The sequence below is a fragment of the Mycobacterium pinniadriaticum genome, assembly GCF_026242045.1.
GTDB lineage: Bacteria > Actinomycetota > Actinomycetes > Mycobacteriales > Mycobacteriaceae > Mycobacterium > Mycobacterium pinniadriaticum.
In genome coordinates this window covers 59,779-75,954 of record NZ_JAPJDO010000002.1, presented here as the reverse complement: position 1 = coordinate 75,954, position 16,176 = coordinate 59,779, and the positions used below count along the sequence as shown (strand labels likewise).

Annotated in this window: 12 protein-coding genes; 7 read left to right on the top strand and 5 right to left on the bottom strand. The window is 67.0% G+C overall.

The window, feature by feature from the left end; all coding sequences use genetic code 11:
• The first annotated feature begins 34 nt into the window (after window positions 1–34).
• The 4 genes from ORI27_RS02530 to ORI27_RS02515 all read left to right on the top strand — a co-directional run bounded on the left by ORI27_RS02530 (window position 35) and on the right by ORI27_RS02515 (window position 4,755).
• A complete protein-coding gene (locus tag ORI27_RS02530) occupies window positions 35–511 on the top strand; it encodes a GreA/GreB family elongation factor (protein WP_265994941.1) in 477 nt (158 codons plus the stop codon).
• Between the two features lie 74 nt (window positions 512–585).
• The gene (locus tag ORI27_RS02525) at window positions 586–1,560 is read left to right on the top strand and encodes an NADPH:quinone oxidoreductase family protein (protein ID WP_265994939.1); all 975 of its coding nucleotides are present in this window, start codon (window positions 586–588) and stop codon (window positions 1,558–1,560) included.
• 121 nt (window positions 1,561–1,681) lie between these two features.
• Complete coding sequence (gene treS / locus ORI27_RS02520; protein ID WP_265994938.1) at window positions 1,682–3,436, top strand: maltose alpha-D-glucosyltransferase; 1,755 nt, start codon at window positions 1,682–1,684, stop codon at window positions 3,434–3,436.
• Complete coding sequence (locus ORI27_RS02515; protein ID WP_265994937.1) at window positions 3,433–4,755, top strand: maltokinase N-terminal cap-like domain-containing protein; 1,323 nt, start codon at window positions 3,433–3,435, stop codon at window positions 4,753–4,755. The genes treS and ORI27_RS02515 overlap by 4 nt, the downstream gene beginning before the upstream one ends.
• 197 nt (window positions 4,756–4,952) lie before the next feature.
• Here ORI27_RS02515 and ORI27_RS02510 read toward each other — a convergent pair whose 3' ends face one another.
• Together ORI27_RS02510 and ORI27_RS02505 are read right to left on the bottom strand one after the other, a co-directional pair.
• Window positions 4,953–5,162 (bottom strand): ferredoxin, encoded by a 210-nt coding sequence (locus ORI27_RS02510; protein WP_323055528.1) that lies wholly within the window; start codon window positions 5,160–5,162, stop codon window positions 4,953–4,955.
• Window positions 5,159–6,061: an FAD:protein FMN transferase gene (locus tag ORI27_RS02505; RefSeq protein WP_265994935.1), complete on the bottom strand. Its 903-nt coding sequence runs from the start codon at window positions 6,059–6,061 to the stop codon at window positions 5,159–5,161. Before ORI27_RS02505 ends, ORI27_RS02510 begins: the two co-directional genes overlap by 4 nt.
• A gap of 88 nt (window positions 6,062–6,149) precedes the next feature.
• Between ORI27_RS02505 and ORI27_RS02500 the strand changes: the two genes are divergently transcribed.
• Both ORI27_RS02500 and ORI27_RS02495 read left to right on the top strand, forming a co-directional pair.
• A complete protein-coding gene (locus ORI27_RS02500) occupies window positions 6,150–6,830 on the top strand; it encodes a response regulator transcription factor (RefSeq protein ID WP_265994934.1) in 681 nt (226 codons plus the stop codon).
• Window positions 6,827–8,035 (top strand): sensor histidine kinase, encoded by a 1,209-nt coding sequence (locus ORI27_RS02495; protein ID WP_265994933.1) that lies wholly within the window; start codon window positions 6,827–6,829, stop codon window positions 8,033–8,035. Before ORI27_RS02500 ends, ORI27_RS02495 begins: the two co-directional genes overlap by 4 nt.
• A gap of 19 nt (window positions 8,036–8,054) precedes the next feature.
• Here ORI27_RS02495 and ORI27_RS02490 read toward each other — a convergent pair whose 3' ends face one another.
• Window positions 8,055–12,407 carry a Calx-beta domain-containing protein gene (locus tag ORI27_RS02490; protein ID WP_266073869.1) on the bottom strand — a complete coding sequence of 1,451 codons (4,353 nt, stop codon included), beginning with the start codon at window positions 12,405–12,407 and terminating at the stop codon, window positions 8,055–8,057.
• A 194-nt stretch (window positions 12,408–12,601) separates the two neighbouring features.
• Complete coding sequence (locus ORI27_RS02485; RefSeq protein ID WP_265994931.1) at window positions 12,602–13,921, bottom strand: nitroreductase/quinone reductase family protein; 1,320 nt, start codon at window positions 13,919–13,921, stop codon at window positions 12,602–12,604.
• A gap of 133 nt (window positions 13,922–14,054) precedes the next feature.
• On the opposite strand from ORI27_RS02485, the gene ORI27_RS02480 reads away from it, so the two are divergent.
• On the top strand, window positions 14,055–14,750 hold the full coding sequence (locus ORI27_RS02480) for a hypothetical protein (RefSeq protein WP_265994930.1): 696 nt from the start codon (window positions 14,055–14,057) through the stop codon (window positions 14,748–14,750).
• Window positions 14,751–14,778: 28 nt separating this feature from the next.
• Here the strand turns inward: ORI27_RS02480 and ORI27_RS02475 are convergent, their stop codons facing one another.
• Window positions 14,779–16,125 (bottom strand): wax ester/triacylglycerol synthase domain-containing protein, encoded by a 1,347-nt coding sequence (locus tag ORI27_RS02475; RefSeq protein WP_265994929.1) that lies wholly within the window; start codon window positions 16,123–16,125, stop codon window positions 14,779–14,781.
• Window positions 16,126–16,176: the final 51 nt, after the last annotated feature.

Genomic DNA, 16,176 nt, shown 5'->3' with positions numbered 1-16,176 from the left:
ATGGGCGGCGTGACCGAACGGTACGTTGGCGGGCATGGTTCAGGACAGCGGATCGACGGAATTCACCGACCAGGAGCGCGGTCGGATCGAGGAGGAGCTGGCCGACCTGCGCCGGCGCCGTGATCAAATGCGCGCCGAACTGCAGGACGACGCCGAAACCGTGGGGGACCGCGGTGACGCCGCCGATGCACTGCAGCGGTCGGAGGATCTGGCCGGTATCGATGAGCAGATCAACCGGTTGACCTGGCTGTTGGCCGGGGGCAATGCCGACACCCCGGGGCAGCTGTCCAACGGCACGAAGGTGACATTGCGCTTCCCCGGTGATGAGCCGGTCCAGATGCGGATCATCCACTTCCTGGAGGAGACCCCGGCCGGTGAAGAGGACACCACCCTGACGTCGGACAGCCCGCTGGGCTTGGCGTTGTTCGGGCGGCGGGCCGGCGAGACCGTCACCTACTCGACCCCGCGCGGCGAACTGCAGGTCGAGCTGCTCGCGATCGACATTCCGTAGCCTGCCGGTCTCGAATCGCGAGGCCGGGTTGCCGTGACACACTGGCGACGCGATCAAGTCGGTATGGAGGTGGGATGCGGGCGATACAGGTGACCGAGCTGGCCGGTCCGGAATCGGTGCAGCTGGTCGATATCGACGAGCCAGCGGGTGAGGGCGCGATCCTGGTCGACGTGCACGCCGCGGGTGTGGCCTTTCCCGATGCGCTGCTGACCCGCGGGCTCTACCAGTACAAACCAGAGCTGCCGTTCACCCTCGGTGCCGAGATCGCCGGGGTCGTGCGGTCCGCACCCGGCGGCGCCCCGGTGAAGCCCGGCGACCGGGTGGTGGGTTTGACGATGATCACCGGCGCGATGGCAGAAACCGTGGTTCTCACACCTGAGCGGGTGTTCCCGCTGCCTGACAATGTCAGCTTCGAGGCCGGCGCCGGACTGCTGTTCAACGACCTGACGGTGTACTTCGCCCTGACCGTTCGCGGTCGGCTGGCAGCCGGCGAGACGGTGCTGGTGCACGGTGCGGCCGGCGGTATCGGCACCTCGACGCTACGGCTTGCACCGGCGCTGGGGGCCAGCCGGGTGATCGCGGTGGTGAGCACCGAGGACAAGGCGGAGATCGCCAAGGCGGCCGGCGCCACCGACGTTGTGCTGGCCGACGGATTCAAGGACGCGGTCGCCGAGCTGACCGCCGGCTTGGGCGTCGACATCGTGATGGATCCGGTTGGCGGCGACCGGTTCACCGACTCGCTGCGATCGCTGGCACCGGCTGGGCGCCTGCTCGTGGTCGGCTTCACCGGCGGAGAAATTCCGACTGTCAAGGTCAACCGGCTGCTGCTGAACAACATCGACGTCGTCGGGGTCGGCTGGGGTGCGTGGACGATGTCTCACCCCGGTGCGCTGGCCGAGCAGTGGGACGGGCTGGCCGCCCTGCTCACCTCCGGTGTGCTGGCGGCACCGCAGCCCGAGGTCTACCCGCTCGAGGCGGCTGCCGCCGCGGTCGCCTCGCTGGAGAATCGCACGGCCAAGGGCAAGGTCGTCGTCCGCGTGCGGGGTTAGCCCTAGCCCGCGACCGTGCGTGTCGGTGCACCGACACGCCGACACAGTAAGCAGTCTGCGCACGCTCGCGCGACACTCGGGTGACGATTCGGTTCGGCCAGTGTGGGGTAGTGGAATTGAGATGGAGTTGAGCAGCGACCCGACGGAAGGCAGCCACATCGAGGGCGGTGTGGTTGAACACCCGACTGCCGACGACTTCGGGCACGCCCACGCCCTGCCCGCCGATCGCGTCTGGTTCAAGAGTGCGGTGTTCTACGAGGTGCTGGTCCGGGCGTTCTACGACTCCAACTCCGACGGTGTCGGCGATCTGCGTGGCCTGCTCGAACAGCTCGACTACCTGCAGTGGCTCGGCGTCGACTGCCTGTGGCTACCGCCGTTCTACGACTCGCCGCTACGTGACGGCGGCTATGACATCCGCGACTTCTACAAGGTGCTGCCCGAGTTCGGTACCGTCGACGACTTCGTGTCCCTGCTCGACGCCGCTCACCGGCGCGGCATTCGGATCGTCACCGACCTGGTGATGAACCACACCTCCGATTCACACCCGTGGTTCCAGGAATCGCGCCGCGATCCGGACGGACCGTACGGGGATTTCTACGTGTGGAGTGACACCAGTTCCCGCTACGCCGACGCGCGGATCATCTTCGTCGACACCGAGGAGTCGAACTGGACGTTCGACCCGGTGCGCAAGGAGTTCTACTGGCACCGGTTCTTCTCCCACCAGCCCGACCTGAACTACGACAACCCCGCTGTGCAGGAGGCGATGATCGACGTCCTGCGATTCTGGCTGGACCTCGGGATCGACGGCTTCCGGCTGGACGCGGTGCCGTATCTGTTCGAGCGGGAGGGCACCAACTGCGAGAACCTGCCCGAGACCCACGCGTTTCTCAAGCACTGCCGCAAGGTGGTCGACGACGAGTATCCCGGGCGGGTGCTGCTGGCCGAGGCAAACCAGTGGCCGGCCGATGTCGTGGAATATTTCGGCGACCCGGCCACCGGCGGCGACGAATGCCACATGGCGTTCCATTTCCCGCTGATGCCCCGGATATTCATGGCGGTGCGCCGGGAGTCGCGTTTCCCGATCTCGGAGATCCTGGGCCAGACCCCGGAGATCCCGGAGATGGCGCAGTGGGGGATCTTCCTGCGCAACCACGACGAGTTGACCCTGGAGATGGTCACCGACGAAGAGCGTGACTACATGTACTCCGAGTACGCCAAGGACCCCCGGATGAAGGCCAACGTGGGCATCCGCCGCCGGCTGGCCCCGCTGCTGGACAACGACCGCAACCAGATGGAGTTGTTCACCGCGTTGCTGCTGTCGCTACCGGGCTCACCGGTGCTGTACTACGGCGACGAGATCGGGATGGGTGACATCATCTGGCTCGGCGACCGCGACGCCGTGCGGACCCCGATGCAATGGACCCCGGATCGCAACGCGGGATTCTCCACCGCCACACCAGGGCGGTTGTATCTGCCGCCGAACCAGGACGCGATCTATGGCTATCAGTCCGTCAACGTCGAGGCGCAACGTGACACCTCGACGTCGCTGTTGAACTGGACTCGCACCATGCTGGCGGTTCGCCGCCGCTACGACGCGTTCGCGACCGGTACGTTCCGGGAGCTCGGGGGCTCGAACCCGTCGGTGCTGACCTATGTGCGCGAGATCGACGGCGGCGACACGGTGCTGTGTGTGAACAATCTGTCCCGCTTTCCCCAACCGATCGAGTTGAATCTGCAACATTGGAACTCCTACACACCGGTGGAGTTGACCGGGCATGTGGCGTTTCCGCGTATCGGCCAGCTGCCGTATCTGCTGACGTTGCCCGGGCACGGGTTCTACTGGTTCAGGTTGTGTCCGTCGGAGGAGAAGCAATGAGCTCACCGGTGAACCTGCCCTGGACGGAATGGCTGCCCGCCCAACGGTGGTATGCGGGTCGCAGCCGCACCCTGTCGTCCGCCGAGGCCGTCGAGGTGGTGGCGCTGCGGCCCGAATTGGACCTGACGCTGGTCGACGTCACCTATACCGACAGCTCCACGGAGCGTTATCAGGTTATCGTCCAGTGGGATTCGGCTCCGGTGGCCGAGTACGGCGCGGTCGCCACGATCGGCTCCGATGACGACCACACCGCCTACGACGGTCTCTACGATCCGTCGTCGGCGGGGTTCCTGCTGTCCTTGATCGACTCGGGTGCCCGGATCGGGGACATCACCTTCGCCAAGGAACCGGACGTGACGCTGCCGCTCGATGCTGCGCCGCGGATCTCGGACGCCGAGCAGACCAACACCAGCGTGGTGTTCGACGACCAGGCCGTTTTCAAGCTGTTCCGCCGGGTTTCGGTCGGTATCAACCCCGATATCGAACTCAACCGGGTACTGGGCCGGGCCGGAAACCCGCACGTGGCGCGGCTGCTCGGGTCGTTCGAGACGCGCGACGGCGGCCAGCCCTGCCCGCTGGGCATGGTGACGGCCTACGCCGCGAATTCCGCCGAGGGCTGGGATATGGCCACCGCGAGCACTCGGGACCTATACGCCGAAGGTGACCTGTACGCCTATGAGGTCGGTGGTGACTTCGCCGGTGAGGCTTACCGATTGGGGGAGGCCGTGGCGTCGGTGCACGCCACGCTGGCCCAGGAACTGGGCACCTCGACCGGTATGCTGCCCGTCGACGTGATGCTCGAGCGGCTGGGCACCGCCGCGGCGGCGGTACCCGAACTCGCCGAGTATCAGCCCGCCATCGAGGAACGCTACGCCAAGCTGGCCGACGAGCCGGTCACGGTGCAGCGTGTCCACGGCGATCTCCACCTAGGCCAGGTACTGCGCACCCCGGTGGGCTGGCTGCTGATCGATTTCGAAGGGGAGCCGGGTCAGCCGCTCGACGAGCGACGCAAACCGGACTCTGCACTGCGCGATGTCGCCGGCATGCTGCGCTCGTTCGAATATGCGGCTTATCAACAACTGGTGGACCAGACCACCGACCGGCAGCTGGCCGCGCGGGCCAAGGAGTGGGTCGACCGCAACTGCGCGTCGTTCTGCGACGGCTATGCCGCGGAATCCGATGCCGACCCGCGCGATCACGCCACCGTGCTCGCAGCATACGAGTTGGACAAGGCCGTGTACGAAGCCGCCTATGAGGCGCGTCACCGGCCGAGTTGGCTCCATATCCCGTTGCAGTCGATCGCGCGGTTGGTGGGGTAGGGGCGCGACCGCCGAGGGTAACGCCAGCGCGGCCTCACGTTCGCGAGCCTGTCTCTGGGCCGGGCAGCTAGGTGGTCAGAAATGCGATATCACCGGTGATATCGCATTTCTGCCGAACATCCCTGCCCTGGAGAGAGCTTCGCGCCCAGTCGAGGTCGGATGGTGGTTGACCCGTTGCGCTGGTCGACGAAACGACGTCAGTCCAAAAGGCGCAGCGCCGTCCGCGGGCAGCGTTTGACCGCGGCCCGCGCGTATTTGGCCGACTCGGGCGGAATCGCCGGTTCGCGAGAGCCCTTGTGCGCCAGCGGATATCCCCAATCATCGCGGGTGAAAACGTCCGGGAGGAGCTCGGCGCACAGGCCTCTGCCGTCGCAGCGGGTCCAGTCGATGTGCAGTCGTTGTGTCACTGTGGCCACCCTCCTACGGTGCGCACCGTCCCGTCTCGCTCGACGAACCGAGCGGGCACGCCCAGTGCGGCAACCCAATCCGGTGCGCGATGTCCACGAATGATCGCCGCGGTGCTGATGGTGTTGGCGGCCAGGCAATTGTCGGCCGCCACGCTGACGCTGCGCCACACCGGCTCTGCGGAACGACCGGTGCGGGGATCGATGATGTGGTGCACGACGTCGCCACCGTTCCACCACCGCCGCCGCGAGGTGCTCGATGTCGCCAGCCCCGCGTCCGAGCCCAAGGTGACCCGGCTGGCCGGATCGTCGTCGGTGTCCTGGACCAGTACCTGCCATCCGCCCTCCGGGGCGGGGCCCGCCGTGGCGATGTCACCGCCCAGGTTGACCAGGACCCCGCTGCCGGTCTGCCCATGTACCCGCCGTGCACAGCGGTCGGCCGCCGCGGCTTTGGCCGTTGCGCCCAGATCGAGGACTACGCCGGCGGGCAGCCGAACGGTGCGGCCGTCGAATTCCACCATCGACCAGTCGGGAGCGACCGCCAGCGACGCCACCCTGGGCTGCATCCGATCGAGTTGGCCGATGTCGCGGTCGTAGCCCAGCGCGATCATCGCCGAGCCGACGGTGGGATCGACGTCGCCGTCGGTGAATCGGGCCGCGGCCAACGCGTCCTCGATCAGGTGTGCCAACAGCGGGCTGACCGGTGTGCGGACGCCGCCCGCCAGCCCGCAGATCTCGGAGTCGGGTCGGAACCGTGACGCTGCCGTCTCGACCGCGTCGAGCTCGGCGTCGACCACCGCGCGCGCTGCCGGCAGCGTTGCGGGCTGGGTGACCAGCAGATGCATATCGGTGCTCCACCGGCTCCACTGCGACTGCCCGGGGCTGACCAGGGTCGAGACCATGGTCCCTATGCTGCGGGCGCCTTCTTTGAGCGCTGTAAGAAATCCTTTCGCAGGCGATGTGCGCCGCGCCCGTGGCACCCTCACATACGTGCCGAAGCCGAACGCCGGACCCGCGCTGCTCGTCGTCGAGGACGATCGCGCGCTGAGTGCGATGCTGGCCACGCTCTTCACCGACGAGGGCTATCGGGTGGACACCGCCTACGACGGGCAGCAGGGCATGCACCGCGGTCTGTCCGGCGAGTACGACGCGCTCATCATCGACCGGGGGTTGCCGGTGATGGACGGGTCCGATCTGGTGGCGCTGCTGCGGTCGCGCGGTATCACCACACCGGTGCTGATCCTCACCGCGCGCGGTGCGGTGGAGGATCGGGTGGAAGGGCTGGACGCCGGCGCCCAGGACTACCTGGTCAAACCCTTCGAGGTTCCCGAGCTGCTCGCCCGGGTGCGTGCGTTGTTGCGGCGCGTCGACGATGCGGGCAGCGTCGTTGCCGCGGGTGGCCTACGGCTGGACCGGGTGACCCGGCGGGTCGCCGGTGTGGCGACCGGCGGTGACGAAGTCGAGCTCTCCGAGCGGGAGGCCTCCCTGCTCAGCACGCTGATGGCCGCACCCAAGCGGGTGTTCAGCCGCGCACAGTTACTCGATTCGGTGTTCGACGGCGTCGAGTCGGGTGGTGCCGTCGATCTCTACGTCCACTATCTGCGGCGAAAGCTCGGCAAGCAGGTGATCCGCACGGTGCACGGCGCCGGCTACCGATTCGGGCTGGAATGACGCCGGCCGGTGACCTCGCCGTGGTCAGGCGGGCGGGCCTGATCATCGCTATCCAGGCCTCCGCTGCGCTCGCGCTGGTCCTGCTCGTGGTGGGTGGCGTGGTGTTCACGGTGTACGTGCGTACCCAGAACCGCCAGATCGATGCCGAACTGCAGACGCTGGCGATGTCGGCCGACGACGCCAACGACCCGCCGCCCGATATGGAACTGGCGCTGCGGGACAACAACGGCCACGTATCGACCAGTGACGGCGGACAACCTGGTGTGCCCCTGCTGTCCGGGCCGACCGGATTCGGCGACCTGCGGGCCGACGGACGGCATTACCGCACATTGGCTGTGGACCGGCCGGAGGGCCGGGTGGTGGCGATGATGGATCTGGCGCCCAACTACGCGGGCCGCAACCGCCTGCTGATTGCGGTGGCGTTCGCCGAATTGGCCGGGATCGTGGCATCGGTGGCGGTGGTCGCGATGTTCACCCGGCGGTCGGTGCGGCCACTGGCGCAGGCGTTGGCGTTGCAGCGGCGCTTCGTCGCCGACGCCTCGCACGAGTTGCGGGCACCGCTGACGGTGCTGCACACCCGGGCTCAGATGCTGGCGCACCGGGCCGACGATGCGGATGTGCAGAAGGTGCGCGAGGAGGCCGAGGCGCTGGTCGCCGACACCCGGGCGCTGAGCGACATCGTCGACGACTTGCTGGCCTCGGCGACGATGACGGCCGGCAAGCCGCCGCGGGATCGGGTCGACCTGGCGGAGGTGGTTGCCACCGTGCGCGACAGCATGGCACCCTACGCCGACGCGCTCGGGGTGATGTTGCGCCTCAAAGAACCAAGCAGTGCCACCTCTTTCGCGGTGACCGGGTCACGGGCGGCGCTTCGGCGTGCCCTCACCGCGTTGGTGGACAACGCGCTCGGGCACGAACACCGCGGCGGCACCGTCGAGATGCGCCTGCGACGGATCGGCTCGGCGGTCAGTGTCGAGGTCGCCGACGACGGCGTCGGCATCGACGCCGAGTCGATGGCCACACTGTTCACCCGGTTCGCGCACGGTACCGAGCACACCACCCGCACGGGCCGGGAATCCTACGGCATCGGGCTGGCACTGGTGCGCGAGATCGCCCAGGCCCACGGTGGCGAGGTCACGGCCACCTCGACGCCAGGTCAGGGAGCGACCTTCGCATTGACTGTACCTGCTGCGCAACGTGTTTGATCGCCACGGTTACCGAGACTCAGAGCGACACGGCCACCGAGGTATCAAGCGCCGTCAAGTTGTTCCCCAGCGGGTCGCCGAGCGCCACCATGCTCTGGAAGTACTCGATCACCCGCTTGTGGGACACGTCGAGCGCCGGCCACTGCGGCCAGTCCCAGGTGTCGTTCATGAACGGTTGCAGCTGGTCGTGGCTGAGAACCGTCAGGTGGTTGACGTCGTGGGCGGTGGCGGAGCCTGCGAGGACGAGCCGGCCGTTGGCCCGATCGTGCATCCATCCGCCGTAGTGCGGCTCCATCTTCAACGTGTCGATGAACGCCGTCTCACCACCGGTTTCCATCAGGTACTCGGCGAAACCATCGTGACCGTACTGCGCCACCATGGCCGTGACATCGGCTGCTGAGCCCAGGCGCGCCGTTCGTTCGATGTCGGCGACGACCTGCGGGTCGAACTTGTCGTCGGCGATCCACCCCACTTTGGCGCCCTGCATCGCGTAGTAGAGGCCGACGCCCTGCAGATCGTTGTCCCACGCCTGCGCGTTGTTGGTCAGGCTGTTGGCGAACGCCCACGTCCCGACGTCATCGAGGGTCACCGGCGCGAGCCCGGCGAACTGCCGCTGGTTGTTGTAGGCGACCAGCGCCTCGGTCGTAATGGCGGTCCGGCCACCTTCCAGCGCATTCATTCCGGTGTGGTCGCTGCCGTGGAACATGCCGAACGTCATGATGTCGATGTACTGGTCGGTTCCGGTATCGGGCATCGGCATCCCCGTGTCGTCGGGCGGCGTGCCCGGATCGGCGGGCGGGGTCTGGGTATCACCGCCGGTTGTCGGGTCGACTGGGCGGTCGAGGATGGTGCCGGTGCCCATGGCGTCGGACAGCGTTGCTCCCGACGGATTCGAGAGCATGAGGGTGAATGTCTCGTCGTTCTCAGCCAGCGAATCGCCGTTCACGGGAACCGTGATGATCTTCTGGGTTTCACCCGGGGCGAAGGTGATCGTGCCCGCCACCGAGACGTAGTCGAGGCCCGCGGTCGCGGTGCCGTTCGACGTCGCGTACTGCACCGTCACGGTCTGGGCGGACGGGGCGCCCAGGCTGACCACGAACGACGCCAGCGATGTGCCGCTGTCGCCGGTGAACTCGATCGGCGTCAGGTAGACCATCTTGTTGTCGTTGATGGTCTTCCAGTCGTCGGCCAGAATGCCGCCGGTATCACCGGAATTCGGGTTCCACGACCAGAACGTCCAGCTCATGTCCTCGGTCCCGGCTCCGATGTCGACCGTGCCGTCGTTGTCGAAGTCACCCGACAGGTAGGACGTGAGCGCTTCGAACCACACGGCGTCCTTGGGATCCTGCAGTTTGGTGCCGAACTCGCCGACGTAGATCGGCGCGATGTTGTCCTCGTAGATGTAGCCCCAGGCGTTGCGGAACACGTTGGGCAGGTTGGCGCCGAAGTTGGCGGATTGGAACCATGGTTGGGCGTAGACGGAATTCGGATAGTCGTGCGGAGAGTAGACGAGCTGGTTGGCCACGTCGAGCACGATCGGACGGTCCTTGACCCCCATCAGGTTCCCGCCCCACCAATAGCTCTGACCCTGGTAGGTTCCCACGCCTTCGACGAAGATCAACAGATTCGGATTCTCTTGCAGAACAGCGTTTCCGGCTCGCTCCGCGGCACGCGCCCAGTCGGTCGCGCCGCCTCCGCCCCACGTGCCGTTGTACGGCTCGTTGTGCAGGTCGAAGCCGATCACGGTCGGGTTGTCCTGGTAGCGGTTAGCCAGCATCTGCCAGTCGGAGACCCACTGGTCCTCGCTGTATTGGCTGTTGTACCAAAGGCCGTTCTCGCTCGTGCCCGCGCCGGCGGTGCTGCGGTGATGGTCGAGGATGACCCGCATTCCGTCCTGGCCGGCGTAATCGATGATCGCGTCCAGCACCTCGATGCGCGATAGACCCTGCAAGTCGGGATTCAGGTTGTAGTTGATGCCCGACGGCGCCGCCGAGGTGTGCAGCATCTCGCTGGAGTACGGGATCCGGATTGTGTTGAATCCCTGGGCCGCCATCTGGTCGATCATGTCTTGGTAGTTGCGGGTCCACAGGCCGTCCGGCACCCCGTTGCTGCCCTCCGCGCCGAACCAGTTGACTCCCGAGATCTGCACCGGTTGGCCCTGTGAATCCAGGATCTGGTTGCCCGAGGTGTGCAGGAAGCCCGCCGCGATGCCCGACGAGCCCGGTTCGGTCACCGACGCATCGGAGATGCTGATTCCCGGCGTCACCGCGACGTCGTCGTTGGTGACGGTGCCGGTGGCGGTGCCGCGGGCGATGGTGGCGCCGGTGGGGTTGGCCAGGGTGACGGTGAAGGTTTCGCCTGCTTCGACGGCTGTGTCGCCGGTGATCTTGACGGTGATGGTTTGGGAGGTGACGCCGGGGTTGAACGTGAGGGTGCCGGTGGTGGCGGTGTAGTCGGCGCCGGCGGTGGCGGTGCCGTTGGCGGTGGTGTAGCCGACGGTGACCGGTGTGGTGGCCGGTTTGGACAGGGTGACGGTGAAGGTGGCGTTGGTGGTGCCGCTGTTGCCTTCGGCGACGGTGGTGTCGGTGATGGACACGGTCGGGGCGGTCGGTGGGGTGCTGACCGCGACGCCGTTGACGGTGAGGTTGGTGGGGGTGGCGGCGATGGCGCCGGGGGTGGCTTGGTAGCCGAACGAAGTGCTTTGGCCGGCAGCGATTTTCGCGTTGTATGACATGTTGCTGATCACGTAGTGCGTGCCGACGTGGCTGGTGATCTGGCCGTTCCAGATGTTGACGATCTGGGCCGGGGAATCGAACTCGACCGTCCAGCCGTTGAGGTCCTGGCCCGCGGTCACCGTCATGTCGGCGGTGTGACCCGAACCCCAGTCATTGACCACGCTGTAGGTGACCGAATTGCTGCCCGAAGAGGGACTCTGGGTGTCGTCGTTGGTGACGGTGCCGGTGGCGGTGCCGCGGGCGATGGTGGCGCCGGTGGGGTTGGCCAGGGTGACGGTGAAGGTTTCGCCTGCTTCGACGGCTGTGTCGCCGGTGATCTTGACGGTGATGGTTTGGGAGGTGACGCCGGGGTTGAACGTGAGGGTGCCGGTGGTGGCGGTGTAGTCGGCGCCGGCGGTGGCGGTGCCGTTGGCGGTGGTGTAGCCGACGGTGACCGGTGTGGTGGCCGGTTTGGACAGGGTGACGGTGAAGGTGGCGTTGGTGGTGCCGCTGTTGCCTTCGGCGACGGTGGTGTCGGTGATGGACACGGTCGGGGCGGTCGGTGGGGTGCTGACCGCGACGCCGTTGACGGTGAGGTTGGTGGGGGTGGCGGCGATGGCGCCGGGGGTGGCTTGGTAGCCGAACGAAGTGCTTTGGCCGGCAGCGATTTTCGCGTTGTATGACATGTTGCTGATCACGTAGTGCGTGCCGACGTGGCTGGTGATCTGGCCGTTCCAGATGTTGACGATCTGGGCCGGGGAATCGAACTCGACCGTCCAGCCGTTGAGGTCCTGGCCCGCGGTCACCGTCATGTCGGCGGTGTGACCCGAACCCCAGTCATTGACCACGCTGTAGGTGACCGTCGGCGACGGAGACGACGTCGTCGCGGTTGTCGCGGTGGAGGCGGACACCTTCCCGGTGGCCTGAGGCACTGCCAGCAGCGACTGCGTTCGGCGGTACAGGCCCCACAGCAGATCCTGTAGCGGATTGCCGGCCGGCACCGAGGGGCGAACCGGCGGGATCCCCAGCGCTCGCAGCACCTGCGATGGCGACGGAAGCAACGCGGGAATCTGGAGCGGCTTGGGCGGCACGAAGCCGGCCGTCGGCGATTTCACGAAATTGTCGAGTGCCGCGACGAGTGCCGACGGCGCCGAGGAAGCTGCCACGGGGGACTGCGCCGGCTCTGGTGTGGGATTGCCGGGAAGTGCCGTCGCTGCGGCCGGACTGTTGCTGACCGCCCTGCTCACCCCGCCCCGCAGTGAGGTCGTGCGTTCGACCGGCTTGTTGCCGGACGATGACTTGTCAGCCGAGGTAGAAGTTAGCGCACTGGTCGGACGCCGTGAGGGGCTGCCCGTCCGGTGGCCATTGCCGGCGGCCGGATTCGATGCCGACTGCCGGCTCGTATGACCACCCGCCGACGAACTACCCGACGAGGTGTCCCCGGAACGACTACTTGTGGATGTGGAACCGGCGCCAGCCGCAGTATCAGCATGTGCGACCCCCGAACCGGCTGCTAGGGCCGCACCGACACCCAGACTCAGCGCACCGGCGCCCAGCCAACCGTAGGGCTCCCGGCGCCGGCGGCGGTGCGCCCCGCCCTTCTTCCCGTTGACGTTGGCCGTCGCGACGGCCTCGGTGTGACGTGTCGCAGCATCCATTGCTCTGCCCTTCCTAGACGCGGATAGCACAGCTTTGCTGACGCGCCGCCCGAAGTCGAGCATTTCGGGAAAAGATTCGGTGAATCTTCGTTTGCTGCACCAAAATTCGTGGAGTTGCTGTCCAGCTGTTGGACAATGCGGACGAGGGTGTCTACGGGTTCGACAATCGCCGACGTGGTCGAGCGCGACCGCCGTCAGGGTTCGCGATGTTGACCGCGGTAGTGGATTTCGAAGACCGGATATCGCCGAGCAGCCCGGCGGAGTTCGTCCGGTCCCGGCTCGGCGGCTACCCCGAAGTAGTGCCGAGCTTCGGCGTGGGAACCCCACGATCGGCCCGTGCGGCCGGCTCTGGACAGGTAGGCCCGGATGATCTCCGGCCGGTCCGCGTCGGGGACTTCCGCCAGCGTGGCGGCCCGTCGGATCCGCCCGCCAACCACCACCTGCCCGTTCGCGGCGCGTACGTTGCGGACCCACTCGGACTCGCCGGCGAGCGAGACCAGATAGTCGGCACCGTCGCGGGAGACGCGCACCAGATTGGTCCGGTGGATGACCCCGGTCTGCCGGCCGGGTACCTCGAGCACGACCGCATAGCGCGGACTCAGCCCCAACGCCGTGAGTAGCCAGCCCACCGGCTGCAGCTTCCGGTACAACACCGGGCCCGGTCGGTATCGCACCGGTGCGGTGTAGTCGACCGGCCCGATCAGGCCCGCGAACCGCCGGGTGGGTGGGGTGCCGATCCGTTGCGCGAATGCCCGCAACGCGGCGGCGGTGTCGACGGTCCACGGGCGCCCGTGACCCGGAGCGATCACTGTCGGTTCCAGCGCCGCCAGCCGGTCGATCGACCGCGCCGCCAGCGTCGAGTTCCAGGTCGTGTACCGCGGCGGCCCGTTCAGCTCGGCCCGGTGCCGCATCATTCCGGTGATCGAATTCACCGCGATGGTCAGCACGGCGTCACCGGTGAGCACGACACCGTCGGATGGGCGGTGATAGGCCACATGGCCAGGGGTGTGTCCGGGCGTCGGCACCACCGCCCACTGCGCCAGACCGGCCGGGGCTGCAGCGGGATCGAGAGATTCGACCACCGCGCTGAGATCGCCGACGTCGACCCTGGCGTAAAGCCGGGCGGGCAGCAGACGCACAAGTGGGCCGATCAGCCACCGGTCCAAGGGATTCGAGTACCGAGGGAGGTACTTGCCCGGAGCCATCGGCAGCTCGTCGGGATGCACCAACACCGGCACGTTCCAGCGCCGCGCCAGCTCGCGGGTCGATCCGGCGTGATCGGCGTGCAGGTGGGTCAGCAGGATCGCGGCGGGCCGAGCATCCGGTCCGAACAGATCATCTGCCGCCGCGGCGATGGTGTCCTGCTGGCCGGGCCAGCCGGCGTCGACCACGGCCCACCGGGAATCATCTCGGATGAAGTAGACGTTCGACGACAACATGCCCTGACCGACGGTGAGCCCCCATACGCCGTCAGCGATTTCGACATACTCGGCCGGTGGCCTGGCCCGCGTCATACCCGGCATCCCTTCGTCGGCGATGTCAACGAGTGTGTGACCGGGGCGCGGTGTGAGAACAGGGTCGTAGGTCCCCGCGGTCGCAACCCGAGTCACCTGCAGTCGGACTACGGTAGGGGCGGAGGGAGGCAATGTGGATCGGACTTCGTATGTCCTCGCCGCGTGGATAGCTGCAGCGGCGATGGTCGGGTTTTCGGTCCCAGCCCTCTTCGTCGGTGTGCTGCGCCTTCGGCGTAGCGCCTATCTCGTCCCGTACATCATTTCCACGAGCCTGTTTCTCATCGTCTTCGTGCGGTGGAACCGCCTGGAACCGCGCGAGCTACTTGCGCACAACTGGATGTGGGGCGTGGGTGTTGGCGTGTTGCTTGCGGGATTCACCGTCGGCAACGTTCTTTCGCAACCGGTTTCACCGAGGCGGCGGGGCGTGCCATTGGCTTTGGACGTGTTCTGGTCCGGGGTGGTTTACGGAACGGTCGATGCGCTACTGCTCTCGGTGCTGCCCGTCTTGGCGACCTGGCAAGCCGTCGGCACCGCAGGTTGGACCACCTCATGGATCGGCAAGGGCGCGGTCGCAGTCCTCGCGTTGTGCGCAAGCCTGGTGGTTACGGTCGCCTATCATCTGGGCTATCCCGAATACCGCCACGGCGGGCTGTTGGGTCCCGTCGTCGGGAACACCGCGATGACACTCGGATTCGTGATCTCGGGCAATCCGTTGGCCGCAGTGATCAGCCATGTCGCGATGCACGTCGCGGCGGTGCTGCGAGGCCCGGCCAGGGTTGCCCAGCTGCCGCCGCACTATCCCGACGCCCATCGCGGGCGATCCTGTTGAGTAGTCCGGTTTTCGCTGCAATCCGACGTCACCGGGCCGAGGACATCACCAGTTGCAGCTCGTCCCGCAGCGCAGCGGCCAAGCGCTCCGGAGCGGGAAAGTGGTCGGGGTCGGTGATGGCTGTGATGGTCAGCGTGCCTGCATACGACAGCGCTTCGAAGAAGATGGTCACGTTGCCCATCGCCCCGACGGCCACCGGGATGGCGGCTGTGATCGGGTGACCACTGAACCGCGCTTGGTCGGCCGGACCGCGAAGATAGCTGACGAGGCTGTGCAACCGTCGTTGACGGCGCATGTACCACCGATATCCGCCCCATGCGGCGAACCGCCGAAAGATTGGTCCCAGCAGCGCGATCAGCGGCGGAGCGGTGACCTCGAGTGAGCTCGTGGCGCGACTGACGCGATGTAGCCGATCGGCGATGTCACCGACCGCGGGAACTGTGACGAGAGCCGGTGTCACCATGTTGCCGAACGCCGGCGAATCCGCGGCACGGATCGACACGGGTACTGCCACCACGAAGCTGCCCAACGATTCGCCCCTGTCCAGCAGGGTCGTCCGGAGCGCGGCCGATATCGCGACCAGCAGCGCGTCGTTGACAGTGGCACCGTGTCGGTGCGCGGCTGCACGCAGCACGACGTGGTCTACCGAGACGACGTCCAACCGAACGCGGTTTCCGGTCGGCTGCAATAGTGCGCATCGAGCGGCCGGTGAAGGCCGAAGGCCCCCGGCTGCCGTCACCGAACTTCGCAGCCAGCGCACCGTTTCGCCGCACCGGCGAACAGCACGCCACTTGTCGCGGATGGCGTCGGCCGCCAGTGACCGAATGGCGGGTCGTGGTAGCGGGAACGCGACGTCCGCCGAGTCCGAGTCCGGGGTGCGGTCGACGAGGTGGGCCAGCAGGCCGAGACCTCCGACGCCGTCTGCCAAGGCGTGGTGCAGCACGACAACCAACGCCGTCTCGCCGCCCGCCAGCTCGGTGACCAGCACCGCTGACCACAGTGGGACATGTCGGGGAAGCGGCGAGGTGATCAGGTCCGCGGCGGTATCCAAGAGTGCACGTTCGTCACCGGGTTCTCGGCACCGAATCGCACGGACATGGTTGGCGATATCGAATCCGGCGTCGTCGAGCCAGATCGGACGGCCGCAGCCCAGTGGAACGGCGGTCAGCCGTTGGCGTAGTCGCGGCACGGCTGCGATCCGCTCGCCGATGAGTCGCCTGACCTCTGAAAGGTCGACTTCGGCGGCGTCAGCGAGTCGCAGGATGACCCCTGTCTGCTCGGCGATCGGACCGGAATCCATTGCCAGAAAAGCCAGGTCGGCAGCGCTGGCCCGATCGACGGTCGGGGCACCTGCCGGACACGAGCTGTCGTCCATCCACCGATCGAACCGCATTCATCGTTCTGGGCCCAGGGCCGAATGTCCACA